This is a genomic window from Halomonas qinghailakensis, assembly GCF_025820815.1.
GTDB lineage: Bacteria > Pseudomonadota > Gammaproteobacteria > Pseudomonadales > Halomonadaceae > Vreelandella > Vreelandella qaidamensis.
Genome location: NZ_CP096973.1, coordinates 2,494,020 through 2,511,673 on the forward strand (window position 1 = coordinate 2,494,020; position 17,654 = coordinate 2,511,673).

General features: G+C 52.7%; 18 protein-coding genes. 14 read left to right on the plus strand and 4 right to left on the minus strand.

Going from position 1 to position 17,654, the window contains the following annotated elements:
* The first annotated feature begins 86 nt into the window (after nt 1–86).
* The 12 genes from M0220_RS11590 to lpxL all read left to right on the plus strand — a co-directional run bounded on the left by M0220_RS11590 (nt 87) and on the right by lpxL (nt 10,782).
* Nucleotides 87–1,235: a GNAT family N-acetyltransferase gene (locus tag M0220_RS11590; protein ID WP_030073847.1), complete on the plus strand. Its 1,149-nt coding sequence runs from the start codon at nt 87–89 to the stop codon at nt 1,233–1,235.
* 103 nt (nt 1,236–1,338) lie between these two features.
* A complete protein-coding gene (gene ftsB, locus M0220_RS11595; protein ID WP_030073845.1) occupies nt 1,339–1,692 on the plus strand; it encodes a cell division protein FtsB in 354 nt (117 codons plus the stop codon).
* Nucleotides 1,689–2,441: a 2-C-methyl-D-erythritol 4-phosphate cytidylyltransferase gene (gene ispD / locus M0220_RS11600; protein ID WP_264017697.1), complete on the plus strand. Its 753-nt coding sequence runs from the start codon at nt 1,689–1,691 to the stop codon at nt 2,439–2,441. The genes ftsB and ispD overlap by 4 nt, the downstream gene beginning before the upstream one ends.
* Nucleotides 2,441–2,929, plus strand: a complete 489-nt coding sequence (ispF, locus tag M0220_RS11605) for a 2-C-methyl-D-erythritol 2,4-cyclodiphosphate synthase (RefSeq protein ID WP_030073841.1) — start codon at nt 2,441–2,443, stop codon at nt 2,927–2,929. The genes ispD and ispF overlap by 1 nt, the downstream gene beginning before the upstream one ends.
* Nucleotides 2,922–3,962: a tRNA pseudouridine(13) synthase TruD gene (gene truD / locus M0220_RS11610; protein ID WP_264017698.1), complete on the plus strand. Its 1,041-nt coding sequence runs from the start codon at nt 2,922–2,924 to the stop codon at nt 3,960–3,962. Before ispF ends, truD begins: the two co-directional genes overlap by 8 nt.
* Before the next feature lie 50 nt (nt 3,963–4,012).
* The gene (surE, locus tag M0220_RS11615; RefSeq protein ID WP_264017699.1) at nt 4,013–4,759 is read left to right on the plus strand and encodes a 5'/3'-nucleotidase SurE; all 747 of its coding nucleotides are present in this window, start codon (nt 4,013–4,015) and stop codon (nt 4,757–4,759) included.
* Complete coding sequence (locus M0220_RS11620) at nt 4,746–5,423, plus strand: protein-L-isoaspartate(D-aspartate) O-methyltransferase (RefSeq protein ID WP_264017700.1); 678 nt, start codon at nt 4,746–4,748, stop codon at nt 5,421–5,423. The genes surE and M0220_RS11620 overlap by 14 nt, the downstream gene beginning before the upstream one ends.
* Nucleotides 5,420–6,391: a DUF368 domain-containing protein gene (locus tag M0220_RS11625; protein ID WP_030073834.1), complete on the plus strand. Its 972-nt coding sequence runs from the start codon at nt 5,420–5,422 to the stop codon at nt 6,389–6,391. Before M0220_RS11620 ends, M0220_RS11625 begins: the two co-directional genes overlap by 4 nt.
* A 7-nt stretch (nt 6,392–6,398) precedes the next feature.
* On the plus strand, nt 6,399–7,505 hold the full coding sequence (locus M0220_RS11630; RefSeq protein WP_264017701.1) for a peptidoglycan DD-metalloendopeptidase family protein: 1,107 nt from the start codon (nt 6,399–6,401) through the stop codon (nt 7,503–7,505).
* Nucleotides 7,506–7,659: 154 nt separating this feature from the next.
* The gene (gene rpoS / locus M0220_RS11635; protein WP_030073830.1) at nt 7,660–8,634 is read left to right on the plus strand and encodes an RNA polymerase sigma factor RpoS; all 975 of its coding nucleotides are present in this window, start codon (nt 7,660–7,662) and stop codon (nt 8,632–8,634) included.
* Between the two features lie 120 nt (nt 8,635–8,754).
* Nucleotides 8,755–9,855: an alanine racemase gene (gene alr, locus M0220_RS11640; RefSeq protein ID WP_264017702.1), complete on the plus strand. Its 1,101-nt coding sequence runs from the start codon at nt 8,755–8,757 to the stop codon at nt 9,853–9,855.
* 12 nt (nt 9,856–9,867) lie between these two features.
* Nucleotides 9,868–10,782, plus strand: a complete 915-nt coding sequence (gene lpxL, locus M0220_RS11645) for an LpxL/LpxP family Kdo(2)-lipid IV(A) lauroyl/palmitoleoyl acyltransferase (RefSeq protein WP_030073828.1) — start codon at nt 9,868–9,870, stop codon at nt 10,780–10,782.
* 73 nt (nt 10,783–10,855) lie between these two features.
* On the opposite strand, the gene speD is transcribed toward lpxL, so the two are convergent.
* The 4 genes from speD to M0220_RS11665 all read right to left on the minus strand — a co-directional run bounded on the left by speD (nt 10,856) and on the right by M0220_RS11665 (nt 14,059).
* On the minus strand, nt 10,856–11,650 hold the full coding sequence (gene speD, locus M0220_RS11650) for an adenosylmethionine decarboxylase (protein ID WP_030073826.1): 795 nt from the start codon (nt 11,648–11,650) through the stop codon (nt 10,856–10,858).
* 234 nt (nt 11,651–11,884) lie between these two features.
* Nucleotides 11,885–12,304 carry an OsmC family protein gene (locus tag M0220_RS11655; RefSeq protein WP_030073824.1) on the minus strand — a complete coding sequence of 140 codons (420 nt, stop codon included), beginning with the start codon at nt 12,302–12,304 and terminating at the stop codon, nt 11,885–11,887.
* Nucleotides 12,305–12,386: 82 nt separating this feature from the next.
* Nucleotides 12,387–13,052: an N-acetylmuramate alpha-1-phosphate uridylyltransferase MurU gene (gene murU, locus M0220_RS11660; protein WP_030073823.1), complete on the minus strand. Its 666-nt coding sequence runs from the start codon at nt 13,050–13,052 to the stop codon at nt 12,387–12,389.
* The gene (locus M0220_RS11665) at nt 13,049–14,059 is read right to left on the minus strand and encodes an aminoglycoside phosphotransferase family protein (RefSeq protein ID WP_264017703.1); all 1,011 of its coding nucleotides are present in this window, start codon (nt 14,057–14,059) and stop codon (nt 13,049–13,051) included. The genes murU and M0220_RS11665 overlap by 4 nt, the downstream gene beginning before the upstream one ends.
* A 70-nt stretch (nt 14,060–14,129) precedes the next feature.
* Here M0220_RS11665 and M0220_RS11670 point away from each other — a divergent pair, with 70 nt between their 5' ends.
* The gene (locus M0220_RS11670) at nt 14,130–16,577 is read left to right on the plus strand and encodes an LPS-assembly protein LptD (protein WP_264017704.1); all 2,448 of its coding nucleotides are present in this window, start codon (nt 14,130–14,132) and stop codon (nt 16,575–16,577) included.
* A 39-nt stretch (nt 16,578–16,616) separates the two neighbouring features.
* The gene (locus tag M0220_RS11675; protein WP_264017705.1) at nt 16,617–17,654 is read left to right on the plus strand and encodes a peptidylprolyl isomerase; all 1,038 of its coding nucleotides are present in this window, start codon (nt 16,617–16,619) and stop codon (nt 17,652–17,654) included.

Here is a 17,654-nt window from a genome sequence, read left to right on the forward strand (position 1 = left end):
ATGACAGCATCAACAAACGCACTGAGCGTCTCGTTAGTGGTAAGGTCATGTACTAATATTTCTAACGATACGCCTTGGGAGGCATCATGCTTTCGCACTCACTGTCATGCATTATGCTACCCGCTATCGACGCTGTGGACGCCGCCCAGTGGGATGCGCTGGTCAGCGGTGAACAACCTTTTTTACGTCATGCATTTTTACAGGCGTTAGAGCGTAGTGGTGCTGTCTGTCGCGCGACCGGGTGGGAGCCTTGCCACCTTTGCGTATGGCAAGATAATCGTTTGGTGGGGGCGTTGCCCATGTATCGCAAACACCACTCTTATGGTGAGTATGTGTTTGATTGGGGATGGGCCGATGCGCTGGAGCGTGCAGGCGGCCACTATTATCCTAAAGCACTGAGCGCTATTCCGTTTACCCCGGTTCCTGGCACGCGCACTTTAATTGCTGATGATGTTAATGCCGAAAATGTTCGCGGATTATTAGCAGCGACGTGGCAAGCGCATTGTGAAGAGCAAGCGTTGTCGAGTTGGCATTTGCTGTTTGCGCAGGATGACGAAGTGGCTGCCTGGCAGCGGCAGTTTCCAGCGTTAATTGCGCGAGAGGGCGTTCAGTTTCAGTGGCGAGATCGTGGATTTGGCGATTTCGATGGTTTTTTGGCGAGCCTTACGTCGAAACGCCGCAAAATGATTAAGCGCGAACGGCGCTTGGTTGCCGAGCAAGGCTTTACGTTACGGCGCTTAGAGGGCAAGGCAATTACTCAAGAAGCCATGGCGCACTTCTTTCGCTGCTACACGATCACATATCACGAGCGGGGCCGCCCGCCTTACTTGAATGAGGCTTTTTTTGAGCGGTTACGCCATATGATGCCTGAGGCACTTGTGTTGGTTCAGGCGCTATTAAATGGTCAGCCCGTTGCCGCCGCACTCTATTTTCGTGGCGAGCACACTTTGTACGGCCGCTATTGGGGGAGCGAAGTGGTTGCTGACTGTCTCCATTTTGAAGCTTGCTATTACCAAGGAATTGAATTTTGTCTGGAAAACGGGCTCTCTTTATTCGACCCCGGAACCCAGGGTGAACACAAGCTGGTGCGTGGCTTTGCCCCTCAACGGGTACGTTCGCTGCACTACCTTGTACACCCTGGCTTGGCAGCAGGCGTTGCTCAATTCTGCCATGAAGAGGGTGCCCATATTAGCGCCTATCGTGAGGCCGCGAACGATGCATTACCGTTTAAATGAAATCCGGTTAGGTGAAAAATCAGTTAGGTAAGGCGTAACTCGCTGGAAATAGCCCTTAATGGCATAATGCGCTTCGTTTAGGCCTAAACAAAGGAAGGCGGTGATGCATAAATGGCTTACGGTTGCGCTGCTTGCGATATTGGGGTTTCTCCAATACCAGCTCTGGTTAGGTAACGGTGGCTGGGAAGATTTACAGCTGGTTGAAGAGCGCGTTGCCGTTCAAGAAGCTGCCAATGTGCCCATGCGAGAGCGTAACGCGCGGTTAGCAGCTGAAGTCACCGATCTGAAAACCGGCCTAGACGCTGTTGAAGAGCGTGCCCGAAGCGATATGGGTATGGTGCGTAGCGATGAACAGTTTTTTTGGGTGCCTGGTGTGGCGATTGAAGCCGAACTCGTAGGGATTAATGCGGGGCTAGTTACTCAACCAGGTTTGCCCAGTGAAGGTGCTGACGAATGAGTCACCCGCTGTGGTTAATCGTACCCGCCGCCGGGCAAGGCAAGCGAATGGGAGCCGATAAGCCGAAGCAGTATCTGCCGCTGGGTGAAAAGCCGATCCTGGCGCATACGCTTAGTCGGCTGCACCGTGCTTTTCCCGCTGCGCATCTTGTGCTGTGTCTGGACAGTGATGATCGCTGGTTCAACCCTGAATGGGTGCCATTTGCCCAGTGGCAGCGAGTGACCGGTGGTGCTGAGCGGATGGATAGCGTCTTAAATGCGCTGCACGCTATAAACGCGCAAGAAGACGATATGGTGATGGTGCATGATGTTGCGCGTCCCTGCGTGACATCGTCTGATTTGCTGACGCTGTATCACGCTGCCCAGCAGCACCCTAGTGGCGCACTTCTGGCGATGCCGGTGGCTGATACCATGAAACGAGCCAATGCCGAGCAGTTAAGTGCTGCCACTGAGTCTCGTGATCGGCTATGGCATGCGCTAACGCCTCAAAGCTTTCGCTACGCGCTTTTGCGTCGTGCTCTTGAACATGCCGTCACTGGTCAGTGTGTTGTTACCGATGAAGCCTCCGCTGTTGAGGCGCTAGGGCATGCACCCAGGCTGATTAGTGGACGTCGCGATAATCTTAAAGTCACCCATCCTGATGACCTTGCCCTTGCTGCTGCTATTATGGCGTCGCAAGTCGCTCAAGCCTCTGATTCTGCTCAATCCTCTGAATCTGCCCAATTTTCTGAATCTAAAAGGAGTTGTTAATGCGAATTGGCCACGGATTTGATGTGCACCGATTTGGCGTTGGCGACCATTTGATGATTGGTGGCATTAAGCTGCCTTTTGAACATGGTTTTGTTGCCCACTCGGATGGCGATGTGTTACTGCATGCTATCAGTGACGCACTGCTGGGTGCCTGTGCACTCGGTGATATAGGGCGGCACTTCCCCGATACCGACCCAACATGGGCTGGTGCAGATAGCCGCCATTTACTTCGCCATGTGGTTCAGCTGGTGCATGCACAAGGCTTCTGCGTGGTTAATCTAGATGCCACGTTAATGGCACAGGCACCTAAAATGGCGCCGCATATTGATACGATGCGCGCGGTCATTGCTGAAGATTTAGGTATTCGCCTTGGTCAGGTCAATGTTAAAGCCACGACAACCGAACGGCTCGGGTTTACCGGACGGGGGGAAGGTATTGCCGCTGAGGCAGTGGTGTTGCTGGAGCACCAAGAGGCGCTGAATGGTTAATTTACCCGCTTGGCAGCGCTGCTTAGATGCTGAATTCGGTGCTCCTAAACCGGGCCATTATCGCGCTCAGCCAGAAGATTTTGTGGTTGACGAGCAACTGAATTTTACGCCTGAAAATCAGGGTGAGCACCTGTGGTTACGGCTTGAAAAGCGCCATCAAACCACGTTAGATGTGGTGAAAAGCGTCAGCCGTCTTTGTGGTGTCACACCCCGAGATGTGGGTTACTCCGGGATGAAGGACCGAGTCGCAGTGACCCGGCAGTGGTTAAGCGTACATCTTCCAGGGCGCGAGGCACCTAGCGACTTGGGTGACTCATTAGCGGCATTGGGGATTAAGGTGTTGGCCCAGGCAAGACATCCCCGAAAGTTGAAGCGCGGTGTCCATCGCACTAATCACTTCACGTTGCGCCTTAGCGGTGAAGCGCTTCAAAGCCAGCATTTTTTTGACCGCTGGGAGGCGCTTTGTCGCCAAGGGGTGCCTAACTATTTTGGACCTCAGCGTTTTGGGCCTGAAGGCCGCAATTTACAGCGTGCAGAAGCACTTTTAGCGAAAGGCTGGCGCAAGCGCGATGACCGCCAAGGAATGATGCTTTCCACGGCTCGTAGTTTCTTGTTTAACGAGTTGTTAAGCAACCGTCTGGCGGATGGGACATGGTGCCAGCCTCTAGCGGGCGATATGCTCATGCTGGATGGCACGCACAGTGTTTTTACCGTTGATGCCGTGGAGGACGACTTAATAAGACGTGCCGCTGCGCTTGATATCCATCCGACCGGTGCTCTGTGGGGCGCAGGGGGACTTGCTGAATATCAGGTGGCAGACTATGAAAAGCGGCTGTTAACATGCCATCCGATGCTGTGCGAGGGGTTAGTGAAAAGTGGCGTTAAGCGTTCCCATCGAGCGCTACGAGTAAGGTTAATTTCGCCTAGTATCGAGACATTGCCCAATGCCGTGCTACTCTCGTTTGCCTTGCCACGAGGGAGCTTTGCGACCGCCGTGGTCAGTGAGTTAATCGCGCATCCGGATTTTGCTTAACGCGCCCCATATACACTTATCTTAATGCGGCATCTTTAAAGGAGACACGAATGCGGCGACTGCTGCTTTCCAATGACGATGGTGTCCACGCGCCAGGGTTGCGGGCACTGCATGATGCGCTTGTTGCCCATGCGAATTTACGCGTGGTAGCGCCTGATCGAGATCGCAGTGGCGCCAGTAACTCGCTGACGCTTTCCCGTCCGCTCTCTTTAACAGCGCTGGATAACGGCTTTTATAGCGTAGATGGTACGCCAGCAGACTGTGTTTATCTGGGCGTGAACGGTGTCTGGGATGAGCGTCCTGACTTGGTGATTTCAGGAATTAACCACGGTAGTAACCTTGGCGATGATGTGCTCTATTCAGGCACGGTAGCCGCTGCTATGGAAGGGCGCAACTTGGGCATGACCGCCATAGCAATGTCGCTATGTGGTGATCGTTACTTTGCGACGGCTGCCAAGGTAGCTGCTAGCTTAATCGGAGCTGCCGATCAGCTGTCGTTGCCACCTCGTACCCTTCTGAACGTTAACGTGCCGGATATGCCGTGGGAAGAGATTAAAGGCGTTAAAGTGACTCGCTTAGGCTATCGTGGGCCAGCAGAGAAACCGGTGCCTGTTAAAGACCCACGCGGACGCACGCGTTTCTGGATAGCTCCGGTCGCCGCTAACGCTGATGATGGCGAGGATACCGACTTTTCTGCTATCGAAGCAGGTTATATATCGATTACTCCGTTACAAACAGATCTAACGCGCCATCCCGCGCGTAGTGACGTGCAGGACTGGTTGGATGCTTTTGCCTGAGCTTTCGCCTAGCGAGCTGCGCGGTAGAGGGATGACCTCTCAACGCACTCGAAATCGCATGGTAAAGCGGCTTGAGCAGCAAGGCATTCAAGATGCGCGAGTGCTCAATGTTATGGCGGGTGAGCCAAGGCACTTGTTCGTCGATGAAGCGTTGGCCCATCGCGCGTATGAAGACACCTCGTTACCTATTGGCTTTGGGCAGACATTATCGCAACCTCTGACAGTTGCGCGAATGACAGAGCTTGTGGTGCGGGCGGGGCCTAGGCGTGTGCTGGAAGTGGGCACTGGCTCGGGTTATCAAACACTAATTCTATCCAGGCTAGTGCCTACGCTCTATTCGGTTGAACGCATTCACGCTTTGCACCAGCGAGCCGCAGAACGTCTTTGGCGGCTTGATGCGCCAGCAATGCTGGCAGTGGCGGATGGTGGTGAAGGGTGGCCAGAAGTTGCGCCCTTTGATGTGATTTTGTTAACTGCCTGCGCCCAAACGCTGCCAGAAGCACTATTGGAGCAGCTTAGCCATGATGGTGTGCTGATTGCACCGCTAGAAGAGCCTGATGGCAGTCAATGGCTTACCCAAATAAAACGCATTGGCAGTGCCTTTGAAAAGCGTCGGCTTGAACCCGTGCGTTTTGTACCCCTATTGCAAGGAGTGGTGGATTGAAGCGTCGATTTGTAGAACTGTTTTTAAAAGGCGCAGGAATGGGGGCGGCCGATGCGGTGCCCGGTGTTTCAGGCGGAACGATCGCGTTTATTACCGGTATTTATGAAGAGTTTATTCATACTATCAAGCAGTTTGGCCCCAGCGCTTTTGTTGCTTGGCGGCAAGGCGGTTGGCTGGCGTTAGCTCAGCACCTGAATATAACCTTTATCGTGCCATTGTTGCTGGGCGTTGCCGTGAGCCTTTTCAGCGTTGCGCATTTAGCGCTTTGGCTAATGGAGGCTCACCCGCTGCTAATTGAAGGGTTTTTCTTTGGCTTGGTAGCTGCGTCAGGGTTTGTCGTTGCCCAGGCAGGTGGGCGTTGGAAGTTTTGGTATCTATTACCGCTGGTGGTAGGGCTATTACTGGCTAAATCGCTGCCAGGCATGATGCCGTTAGTGTTACTTATCGGTAATGAAGCGGTGGTAGTTATGGTTGCCGGTGCGATTGCTATTAGCGCGATGCTGCTTCCGGGAGTGTCCGGTAGTTTTCTGCTGCTGACGATGGGGCTTTATGGCACTATTTTAGGGGCTATTCGAAGTTTTGATATTGGCATTATTATGCTGTTCGGTATGGGATGTATTGTTGGCCTCGCGCTATTTTCGCGATTGTTATCATGGTTATTACGCCGTCACCATGATGCCACTATGCAGCTTTTACTAGGGTTTATTATTGGCTCGCTGCCAGTATTGTGGCCTTGGAAAGAGCTGTTGCGTTACCAGCTTGGCCCTGATGGACAAATGATTCCGTTAGCTCATCGTTATCTGTTACCTAGTGATTATGCGGTACTGTCTGGAGGCTCTGCTCAGTCGGTAGGCGTTGTGGCACTGATGATGGTTGGCGCACTATTGGTAGTGTTATTAAACCGTCGCGCAGCTCACTATGCCGAGCATAGGTCAATAGGAAACGCGCGCGACGTTGAAAAGGAGTAGGGTTTTCATGCGTAAGGTCTTCATGATGTCAGTTTTGGCACTCGCCGTCAGCGGTTGTGCCAATCAGCAGCACAACACGCCTCAGGTGCGTGATTTAAGTGAAGCGCGCCGCGCGGTAGCAGACTCGCCTCAGTATACCGTTAAAGCAGGTGATACCCTCTATGGCATCGCATGGCAGCACAATCTTGATTACCGCGAGTTAGCGCAAATCAATAATATCGATGCGCCCTATCAGATATTTCCAGGCCAAACTATCGCGCTACGTGAAGGAGTGGAGGCATCAAGCAATCAGTCAGCAGGTGCTGCTACTTCAGAACGTCGTGTCTCGGGTGCTGTGGCAACGGGGCTAAACCCTCAAACCACCTCCGTCGCCAGTGACGATCAACAGTTAGACTGGTTGCTGCCTGATGAAAGTGCGATTGAGCGGAACCAACGGTTAACGGCTGAGCGAGCGGAGCGTGCTGAACAAGTATCGGTGGCCGCCGTGCAGCAAGTGGCCGACAGCGCAAGCACTGCTAATAGTGCAAGCACGTCCAATCGCGATGCTACGCCTACAGGTGAAGCATCTGAAGAGGCTCAGCCTGAACCCACCAAAGAAACCGAGCCAACATCTGAACCTGTACAAGAGCCTGAGCAAAAACCTGAGGCAGAGACCACAGCAACAGCGCCGCCTGTTGAGTCTGCAGAGCCGAGCCAACCTGCACGCGTTGATCGTTCCTCGCGTACGTTTACGCCGGTCGAAAATATTAACTGGCAATGGCCAACGGCAGGTCAAGTGACTGGAGAGTTTGGCCAGGGTGGCTCCATTACGGCTGGGATTGATATCGCTGGCCAAAAGGGGCAACCTGTTAAGGCGGCGGGTCCAGGCATCGTGGTTTATGCAGGTAGTGGTGTACGAGGATATGGCAACTTAATACTGCTTAAACACAACGATCAGTACTTAAGTGCTTATGCGCATAATGATAGTCTAAATGTTAAAGAAAACGATGTGGTTGAAGCGGGAGAAGTGATTGCCTCAATGGGTGATAGTGATGCAGACAGCGTCAAATTACACTTTGAGGTGCGTCGCGATGGGCAGCCTCAAAACCCCTTGGACTATCTGCCGTCTCGCTAACCACTACTAAGCAATTCTGTTGGTTGGATTGTTTGGAGTACCCGACTAGCTGGAGTAGGGCGTCATATAACAATAAATGGTGCAAGCGCACAGGGAGTGCGGCCACCTTTACTTTTCTTAATGGCGGTTAGGCGAAATAACGGGGGATACTACCATGAGTATGCTGGAGAAGGATCTACAGGAGGTTGACCTGGACGCTGTTGAAGAGGCTCTGGATGGTGCCGATGAAGAGGTCACTGCGGAGGAGGATGCTTTTGAAAAAGCGTTAGGCCGTGATGAGCGTCAATCGACTCAAAGCTTGGATGCGACACAAATCTACCTTAATGAAATTGGTTTTTCGCCATTATTAACGCCGGAAGAAGAAGTCTATTATGGCCGTTTAGCGCGTAAAGGCGATCCACTTGGCCGCTCAAGGATGATCGAGTCTAACCTGCGTTTGGTAGTGAAAATTGCCAGACGCTATTTAAACCGCGGGCTGACGCTGCTTGATCTGATTGAAGAGGGAAACCTCGGGTTAATTCGAGCCGTCGAAAAGTTTGATCCTGAACGGGGGTTCCGCTTTTCTACTTATGCCACGTGGTGGATTCGGCAAACTATAGAGCGCGCTTTGATGAATCAGACGCGTACCATACGTCTACCCATACACGTGGTTAAAGAGCTGAATATTTATCTGCGTGCAGCGCGTGAGCTAACCCAAAAGCTTGATCATGAAGCAACGGCAGAAGAGATTGCCGATCATCTCGACAAGCCAGTAGAAACGGTTAAGAAGATGCTCGGGCTCAATGAGCGCGTCTCGTCAGTTGATTACCCTATGGGGGGGGAAAGTGATAAGCCGTTAATCGACACCTTAACTGACGACGAAGTGCTAGGCCCGGAAGCATGTCTAGTTGATGGTGATGTACGCGAGCACGTAGACCACTGGCTGGATGAGCTTAGTGAGAAGCAGCGCGAAGTGGTAGTTCGCCGCTTTGGATTACGAGGCCATGAAGCCGCCACGTTAGAGGAAGTTGGCGCTGAAATTGGTCTAACACGCGAGCGCGTCCGGCAAATTCAAGTAGAGGCGCTAAAGAAGCTGCGTCGCTCTTTGGAAAAGCAGGGCCTGTCCCTCAACGCTATTTTCGAGAGCTAAACGCGGTAAGCTATTGCGCCACACCGACTATAACGCACCGAGTTCATTGCTCGGTGCGTTATTTTTGACGCCCTTTGGTTGATCACCTGTTAACTATTGACTGTGTAAGTGAGAAACGTGATGCGCCCCCTGGTGGCCCATATTGATTTAGACGCACTGCGTCATAACTATCAGCTAGCGTGCCGCTGCGCGCCCCAAAGTCGCTCGGTAGCCGTTATTAAAGCGGATGCTTATGGTCATGGTGCGCTTGAATGCGCGCGCGCCCTAGAAGCCGATGTGCCCGCATTTGCTGTCGCGTGTATAGAAGAAGCGATCAGCCTGCGTAAAGGGGGGATTAAAAAACCCATTGTATTGCTTGAAGGTATTTTTACCGCTGACGAGCTGAAGCTGGTTGATCAATACAGTTTCTGGATCAGCGTCCACAGTGAGTGGCAGGTGGCTGCTTTACTCGCTTTTTCTCCCCAGCAGCCGATTCCCGTATGGATGAAAGTCGATTCTGGTATGCATCGTCTAGGGTTCTCTCTAGAGGAAGCGCCTAACGTTTGGCGGCGGTTAGTGAATGCGCCACAGGTGACAGCGCTACATTTGATGAGCCACTTTGCTACCGCAGATGCCCGTGAGGGAAGTTACTTCAATCGGCAAATGGCAGCTTTAACGAGTTTGGCAAAAGCGCTCGATGCGCCTCTATGCTTGGCCAATTCACCCGCGACACTGGCATGGCCTGTTGCTCATGGTGATTGGAATCGTCCCGGTGTCATGTTGTATGGCAGTGACCCACTAGAAGAAGCCAATGAGCTTACCGGCCAGCTGCGTCCAGTCATGAGTTTACGTTCTGAGATTATTGCACTTCGTGAGCTTGAGGAGGGTGAACCTGTTGGCTACGGAGGTCGCTGGTGCGCGCCACGGCGTTCTAAAATTGCCGTAGTGGCCGCTGGTTATGGCGATGGCTATGATCGTCACGCCATAGATGGCACCCCGGTGTTAGTTAACGGCCAGCGCTGTACAATTGCCGGTAAGGTCTCAATGGATATGCTAACCGTCGATGTTACCGATGTGCCTGGGGCTGACATTGGTAGCGAGGTCGTGCTGTGGGGAGCCGCCAACAACGGTACTGTATTGCCTATCGATGAAGTCGCACGTTACTGCGATACCATCAGCTATACCCTGTTAACAGGCGTACTGCCAAGAGCGCCGCGGCGCTATTACGGGGCCTTCGCTTAAACGGTTATCAGAATGTCTAAAACCTCTTATCCACAGTCGTTTGCACACCCGCGCTATTGGTCAACCTGGCTGGCGATAGGTGCGATGCATGTCGTTGCCTGGTTACCCTGGCGCTTTAAGTTGTGGGTGGGAAAAATAATCGGTTTGCTTGCATGGCGTTTTATTAAGCGTCGGCGGCATATCACCGAGACAAATATTGCACTTTGCTTTCCTGAAAAAAGTGCTGATGAGCAGCGTCACTTAGTAAAACAAGTGTTTATAGCTAATGGGATGGGGCTGGTAGAAACTGCTACGGGCTGGTGTCGTGATGCGGAGGGATTGCGTCATCGTGTGGCCTATCATGGCCAGGAACACTTAGCCCGAGCAAAAGCGCAGGGTAAAGGTGTGTTGGTGGTGGGAATACATTTCTCAACGCTGGATTTAGGCGGCGCGCTGCACTCGCTATTTTTCTCAGCCGATGCGGTGTATCGACCCCATAACAATCCCCTGTTCGAGCGCTTCATGACCCGCGCCCGTTCGCGCATTTTTGGTCAGGCTATCGACCGCCATGATTTGCGTGGCGTTGTACGCAGGATCAAAGCAGGCCACATTGTGTGGTACTCCCCGGACCAAGATTTTGGCCGTAACGTTAGCGTGTTCGCACCGCTATTTGGTCAGCAAGCAGCCACTATTAAACTGACTGCAAAAATCGCTCGCATGACAGGTGCGCCAGTGGTGCCGCTAATGTTTCACCGTAATCCCGATAATCAGACGTATACCATCACCTGCTTGCCCGCGCTTGATAACTTCCCAAGTGGGGATGAGGTGGCCGATGCCACGCGGGTTAATGAATTTATCGAGCAGGCCATACGCAAACATCCTGAGCAGTACTTATGGTTGCATCGGCGCTTTAAGACCCGCCCGGAAGGCGAGCCAAGCGTTTACTAGCGGCGGATGATTAACAAAAAAAGCCGTTCTGCGAACTCGCAGAACGGCTTTTCATTAGTTTGAAAAAAAGGTGCTAGTCCAGATTTCGAGAGTAGAAAATCTCGAGCATCTCTTTACGCAGCCTGCTTTCAATATCTCGTGCTTCTTCAAACGTAATGTCGCGGCGCGATGTGCCGAACAAGTAGTTATCAAGTTCGAAGTCTTTCAGTAACATTTTGGTGTGGAACATGTTTTCTTGATACACGTTTACATCGATCATCTGATAGGCGTGCTTGGTATCTTCTGCCAAGTAATCCTGAATCGAGGTAATGTCGTGATCAATAAACAGCTTTTTACCATCGACATCACGGGTAAAGCCGCGAACTCGATAATCCATGGTGACAATGTCAGAGTCGAAACTGTGAATTAGGTAGTTCAGCGCTTTCAACGGGCTGATATGGCCACAGGTAGATACGTCAATATCCAATCGAAAGGTGCTAATGCCATTGTCGGGGTGCGACTCAGGATAGCTGTGTACTGTCACGTGGCTTTTATCAAGATGCGCCACAACTGTTTCAGGCAGTGGGCCTGGGCCTGGTTCCGTTTGCTCTGGATTTGCTTCATCCAGCTCGTGTTCAGCAATCAGAATGGTGACACTGGCCCCGTGGGGTTCGTAATCTTGACGAGCAATATTAAGCACATGAGCGCCGATAATATTGGTGACGTCTTTTAAAATCTGCGTCAAACGTTCGGCGTTGTAGAGCTCATCGATATAGTCGATATAAGCCGCACGCTGCTCTTCGGTCTTGGCATAACAGATGTCGTAAATGTTAAAGCTCAACGAGCTAGTCAGGTTATTAAACCCGTGGAGTCGGAGATTATCTGACACGTCCGAACCTCCCTATGGCAGATGAAGACACCCCGACGAGCCAGCGCCGGAACCGATAAAAACTTGTCACCGTGATGCTGGGGTCGCTTTTTGCAAAGCGGCCGTCTGCTACGCAGTAGGGGTAAAAACAAGCGAGCATATTATGCCCGCCAAGCGCATGGTATGCATCCAGCCGCGCTATTTTTTTTAATACATATGTCGTTGATACATGAGAAAGATGACGCTTTGAGTCGCTCAAGCTTCGACAATCTCAAAAGAGTGGGTTATTTCGACGCCGCCTTTTACCAGCATGATGGACGCGCTGCAGTACTTTTCTGCAGATAGCTCAACTGCCCGCTGTACTTGCTTCTCTTTTAAGCTACGGCCAGTCACCACAAAATGCACGTGGATGTTGGTAAATACGGCAGGCACATCATCAGCACGTTCGGCGTTAAGCTCTGCAACACAGTCGGTGACATCAGCGCGAGCTTTATCAAGAATATTCAAGACATCAAAGGCAGTACAACTACCCATACCCATCAGTAGCATTTCCATTGGGCGGGGACCGGTATTGCGGCCACCAAGATCAGGTGGGCCGTCGATCACGACACTGTGCCCGCTACCTGATTCCGCAACAAATTGGCGGCCGTCTGTCCATTTTACCCGTGCTTTCACGTTGCTCTCCTCATCTAGGCGACGAAAGGTAAGTTGCGCAGCATAACATTTCTAGCGTTAGGCGCACGGCTCATCGTCTGCGTTACTGCGCTGCTAAAAGATAATGCTCAAGGTCGTTCAGGCGCTCAGGCGTGCCTACGTCCACCCAGTGGCCTGAAAAGTGCTCGCCGCTAACCAGGTTGCTTGTCATCGCATGCTTTAGTAGCGGTGCCAGGGCAAATTCCCCAGGCGGCTGGTCGGCTAAAAGATCTGGATGTAGCAGGCTAATACCCGCGAAGGTAAGACGCGTGTGGCTTGCTGGCGCAACGCGACCATTAATGAGGCCAAAATCACCACTAGGGTGATGAGAAGGGTTATCGACCAGCACTAGATGGGCCAAGTCGTTACCCTGTAGTCGTGATGCTGGTGGCGTGTAATCGCACCAGACATCCCCATTGACCAGTAGAAACGGGGCTTCGCCCAGCAGGGGCAGCGCTTTTTGAATACCGCCGCCGGTTTCTAGAGGGGTCTTTTCAAGGCTCCAGTGAATCCGTAGCTGAAAGGCGCTTCCATCGCCTAGTGCGGCCATGATCTGCTCTGCCCGATAGCTCACGTTGATGACCACCTCGTCAATACCAGCACGCTTTAGCCGTTCGAGGTGATGCACAATAAGTGGCTTACCAGCTACCGGTAGTAGTGGTTTTGGGCAGTGGTCAGTAAGTGGCCGCATTCGCTTGCCAAGGCCTGCGGCTAAAATCATCGCTTTCATAACGTATTTTCCGCTAAACGTTGGGCAATGGCGGGACGCAGTGTGCCGCTTACCCATTCAGCAAACTCGCTGTGCTGGGGGAGCGCGGTTAGGCTATCTTCTAAATGCGCCAAAAAATGCGGCAGACGTGATAAATAGCCTTGTTTTGCATCGCGAAGCGTTAAGCGGCAAAAAATTCCCAGCACTTTTAGCGAGCGTTGAGCGGCCATCGCTTGGCATTGGGTAAGAAATTCATCATTGCTGACATGGCGAGAGAGACGCCCATCTTGACGCGCTTGGCGATAAAAAGCGTCGACGAACTGCATAAACTGCGCCTGAGAAAAACGGCAGTAGCGTCCGCGTAGTAAGGAAATAACGTCGTAACTGATTGGCCCAGCCACCGCGTCTTGAAAGTCAATCATGTAAAGCTGCTGGTCATGCACCATGATATTCATCGCATCGTAATCGCGATGTACGCTGACGACGGGTTGATCGAGCGCTTGCTTAACGAGGTGTCCACGCAGCGCACTCCAGCTGTCTGGCGTTGGTAGCGACAGCCAATTGTTTAAACACCACTCAGGAAAAAGGTCGAGCTCTCGATTCAGCAGCGTCGCATCATAAGGCGGCAACACTGCAGGGTTGGCGTGGTTTTGTAACTTGGCAATCAAAGCCAGCGCATCGAAATGGCTGTTTTGAATGCGCGCTTCATCAGTGAATAGCGTCTGTAACGGCGTATCTCCAAGGTCATCAAGCAGCAAAAAACCCGCGTCGAGATCGGCGGCGTAAATATGCGGCACGGGCAGTTTTGCCGCGTACCAGCGTTTTCCGATAGCGACGAACGGCGTTGAGTCTTCCTGGTTGGGGGGGGCATCCATTACTATGCGAGTGCTGCCACAGGGCAGTGTCAGCCGGAAATATCGCCGGAAACTTGCGTCACCGCCCGCTGGAGAAAGGCGGATAGCGGCGCTATTTAGGCCATTTTGTTCAGCCGCCCACTGGGTGAGGGCGTCAATCCGAGAAGAGGACATGCAAGCTCCTTGCTGGTCGGGCATCATGCGGGCTGTATAATACCGATTATGGATGCCAAGGATAACGAACATGGGCAAGCGAATCTCGCGTACCGTACCGGTTGCGCACACGCTGTTGGGCAGTTTGCTCGCTGGCGCCTCATTTTCAGTGGTGGCGCAAGGTCAGACGCTACCTGCCGAGGCGCTGGACTGGCAGGCCTGGAGTCAAGACGAAGCACCGCACCAGCTGTGTCGAGGGCGTTATGTGATGCCAGACTACCGCTTGCCAGCGGAAGATAACCCCGAAACGTTGTCGGTTGAGACGCAAGAAGTTGATTACGCGGCAGATGGTGAGGCGTTGTTGCGCGGTGATGTTGTGCTGCGCCGTGGCAATACTGAGCTACAGGCGGCACAGATGTATCTGCCCGCAGACCGTCAGCGAGTCGACGCCGAGGGTAATCTGGCCATACGTGATGGCCAGGCACTGGTGCGTGGCGAACAAGCGACACTAATGCTCAATAACGACCAAGCGTCGTTGCGCAATAGCCACTATGTGCTTTATGCGCAACACTTGAGGGGGCAGGCCAGTCAGTTAGAGCAAACCGGTGATGGGGAGTATCGCCTGCGAAACGCGTCATTCACGACCTGTGATCCAGACACTAATAGCTGGCAGCTCGTTAGCAGCGATATAAAATTAAACCAAGAAGAAGGCTTTGGCACCGCGCGTCACGCACGCCTTGAAGTAAAAGATGTACCGATTTTTTATTGGCCCTGGCTGCGTTTCCCTATTGACGACCGCCGCCATACAGGCCTGCTATCGCCTTCCGTCAGTTTTTCCAATGACGGGTTTGATTATGCTCAGCCCTTTTATTGGAATATAGCGCCGAATCATGATGCTACTATTACGCCGCGTTGGATGTCGGATCGTGGCTTATTGCTCAATGGTGAGTACCGCTACCTGCTTGAAGAGAGCCAAGGAACGGTGGAAGGTGGGTATATCAGTAGCGATGATGGCAGTAACAACGGTGATAACCGCTTTGAGGGTGATGACCGTTGGTATATTGATGCCCAGCACGCAGGTAGCCTGACCCCGCGCAGTAATTATCAATTACGCTATGGTGCCGCAAGCGACGGGCGCTATTTTGATGATTTTGGTGATGAGTTTGGCAATAGTGAACGCGTTAGTATGGAGCGTTTGGCACAGGTAGATTATCGCGGTGAGCGTTGGCAGCTAAATGCACGCGCTCAAGGCTTCCAGCGTTTAGAAGATCCCTTAAGTGACTCCGATAAGCCTTTTTATCGTTTGCCAAGCCTGACAGCCAATTCTGATTGGCAGCTGGGCAGTGGCCTTTATACTCAGTGGCGTTCTAACGCGACTTATTTCTGGCGTGATGTTGATGAGCGTCGCGTGCCTGAGCGTGAAGCCGCCATTGGTACGCGTCTGCATCTTACGCCAGCAATTGGCTGGCGCTTTGAGCAGCCCTGGGGGTACATCGAGCCGCGTACCGAGCTATGGCACACTGCCTATGAGCTAGATTATGGCGATCGTGTCACTGACCGAGGTACGTCTCCCAGTCGCAGTGCGGCGGTCACATCAATCGATAGTGGCCTTGTGTTTGAACGTGAACTGGAACTACGCGGCCGTGATTATCGGCAAACCCTTGAACCGCGTTTGAACTATGCTTACGTGCCGCGCACTAACCAAACGCAGTTACCTGATTTTGATAGCCGTGAACGAGCCTTCTCATGGGCCCAGTTATGGTCGCCTCATCGTTTTTCAGGTGCTGACCGTTTAGGTGACCTGAATCGTGTGTCGTTAGGCGTAGAGTCACGTTTTATTGAAGATGCTTCTGGGCAAGATCGGTTAACCCTTGGTGTCGGGCAAAGCATTTATCTATCTGACCGTCGTATTGATAGCGACGGTGACCCAGATACATTACCTGCACGTCCGGAAGATAGTGCAAACGTGAATCCGCTGAGCCGTTATCAGGCCACGCGGGACCGCTCTCCAGTGGTAACTCGTCTCGATTGGCAGATTAATGATCGGTGGAGTGCAGGTTATGAGTGGTTATACGACGACCAGCGTGAGCAGACTGAACGCTCTAGCGTTGATGCCCGTTATCGTCATCCCGCTGGTCACGTAGTGAACCTTGGTTACCGTTGGGAGATCGAAGGTTTTGATCCAGGTGTTGTGCCAGGCGATGACGGCTTTAGAGATTACAGTCGAGAAGAGTGGGACCTGTCACTTGCTTGGAAAGCCAGCCCGAGGATTGATTTGATTGGTCGCTACCTGCACGATCAAACCAACGACCGTGCGCTTGAGCAGCTGGCCGGCGTGCAGTGGAATGACTGCTGCTATGGTTTACAGCTGGTCTGGCGTGAATGGGTAGATGATAACGACACCGCCCGTATAGGCGATGACTTTAACGACCGCGGGCTATTTGTACGTTTTGTATTCCGTGGCCTTGGTGGCGTTGGCCAACAGGCTGACGGCTACTTTGAACAAGCCATTCCTGGCTACCGCCCTACGCCCCTGTAACGATGTCGTTAAATGGTGGCTGACTGAAAGAGAATTTTTATGACTACCAGAAAGACCCTGCTGACCTGTGCCTTAAAAAAGCGGGCAAAGCTGCTCTCTGCTGGCGGCATGATGGTGCTCTGCCTTGGAGCAGGTGCTGCACTTGTACCGCTATCGGTTTACGCACAAAATTTTGAATCGACCCAGCGGCAAATGCTGGATAGTGTTGTGGCTGTCGTTAATGACGGTGTCATTATGCGTAGTGAGCTTGATGACCGTATCGCCCAGGTAGAGCAGCAGGCGCAAAGCCAGGGCGGTAACTTACCGCCACGCAGCCAGCTGGCTCAGCAGGTGCTGGAGCGCATGGTGATGGACGAAATTCAGCTTCAGATGGCCCGTGAAGCTAATCTTAGCGTGGATGACACGGAGCTTAACCGCCAGCTGCGTACCATCGCAGAGTCTAACGGCATGACGCTTGACGAATTTGCTGATGCCGTAGAAGCGGACGGCATGACCCTGGCTGACGTGCGAGAAGAAGTCCGCCGAGAAATGCTGATGCGCCAAGTGCAGCAGCGCCAAATTAGTCAGCGTGTCAACGTGTCTGATCGTGACGTTGATCGCTTCTTGAGTCAGCAGCCGTCTCAGCAAGGACAAGCGTTTATTGAAGAAACGCGTGCCCGCCACGTCTTAGTAGAGCTAACGCCAACGCGCAATGAAAACCAAGCCCGTGCTCGCGCCGAACAAGCTCGACAGCGTTTACAGCAGGGGGCAGACTTTTCATCCGTGGCCCGCGAGTTTAGTGACGACCGCGGCAGTGCGATGAATGGCGGTGAACTGGGTTGGGTACGCCCCGGCCAAACCGTTCCTGCCTTCGAAGAAGCCATGGGGTCATTGAATACTAATCAGCTGTCTGAGCCAGTGCGTTCCCAGTTTGGCTACCACGTCATTGAAGTGCTAGAGCGTCGCCGTCAAGACGTAACGGAAGAGAGCCGTCGTGAACAGGTTCGCCAAGCCATTTTCCAGCGTCGTGCTAACGAAGAACTGCAGACGTGGCAGCGTGAAATGCGGGAACAGGCGTTCGTTGATATTCGCCTCTAA

Coding starts and splice junctions, on each gene's coding strand:
- M0220_RS11675 (WP_264017705.1), top strand. CDS start 16,617: ATGACTACCAGAAAGACCCTGCTGACCTGTGCCTTAAAAAAGCGGGCA.
- ispD (WP_264017697.1), top strand. CDS start 1,689: ATGAGTCACCCGCTGTGGTTAATCGTACCCGCCGCCGGGCAAGGCAAG.
- lpxL (WP_030073828.1), top strand. CDS start 9,868: ATGTCTAAAACCTCTTATCCACAGTCGTTTGCACACCCGCGCTATTGG.
- M0220_RS11630 (WP_264017701.1), top strand. CDS start 6,399: ATGCGTAAGGTCTTCATGATGTCAGTTTTGGCACTCGCCGTCAGCGGT.
- murU (WP_030073823.1), bottom strand. CDS start 13,052: ATGAAAGCGATGATTTTAGCCGCAGGCCTTGGCAAGCGAATGCGGCCA.
- M0220_RS11665 (WP_264017703.1), bottom strand. CDS start 14,059: ATGTCCTCTTCTCGGATTGACGCCCTCACCCAGTGGGCGGCTGAACAA.
- M0220_RS11590 (WP_030073847.1), top strand. CDS start 87: ATGCTTTCGCACTCACTGTCATGCATTATGCTACCCGCTATCGACGCT.
- M0220_RS11670 (WP_264017704.1), top strand. CDS start 14,130: ATGGGCAAGCGAATCTCGCGTACCGTACCGGTTGCGCACACGCTGTTG.
- surE (WP_264017699.1), top strand. CDS start 4,013: ATGCGGCGACTGCTGCTTTCCAATGACGATGGTGTCCACGCGCCAGGG.
- ftsB (WP_030073845.1), top strand. CDS start 1,339: ATGCATAAATGGCTTACGGTTGCGCTGCTTGCGATATTGGGGTTTCTC.
- ispF (WP_030073841.1), top strand. CDS start 2,441: ATGCGAATTGGCCACGGATTTGATGTGCACCGATTTGGCGTTGGCGAC.
- alr (WP_264017702.1), top strand. CDS start 8,755: ATGCGCCCCCTGGTGGCCCATATTGATTTAGACGCACTGCGTCATAAC.
- truD (WP_264017698.1), top strand. CDS start 2,922: ATGGTTAATTTACCCGCTTGGCAGCGCTGCTTAGATGCTGAATTCGGT.
- rpoS (WP_030073830.1), top strand. CDS start 7,660: ATGAGTATGCTGGAGAAGGATCTACAGGAGGTTGACCTGGACGCTGTT.
- M0220_RS11620 (WP_264017700.1), top strand. CDS start 4,746: ATGCTTTTGCCTGAGCTTTCGCCTAGCGAGCTGCGCGGTAGAGGGATG.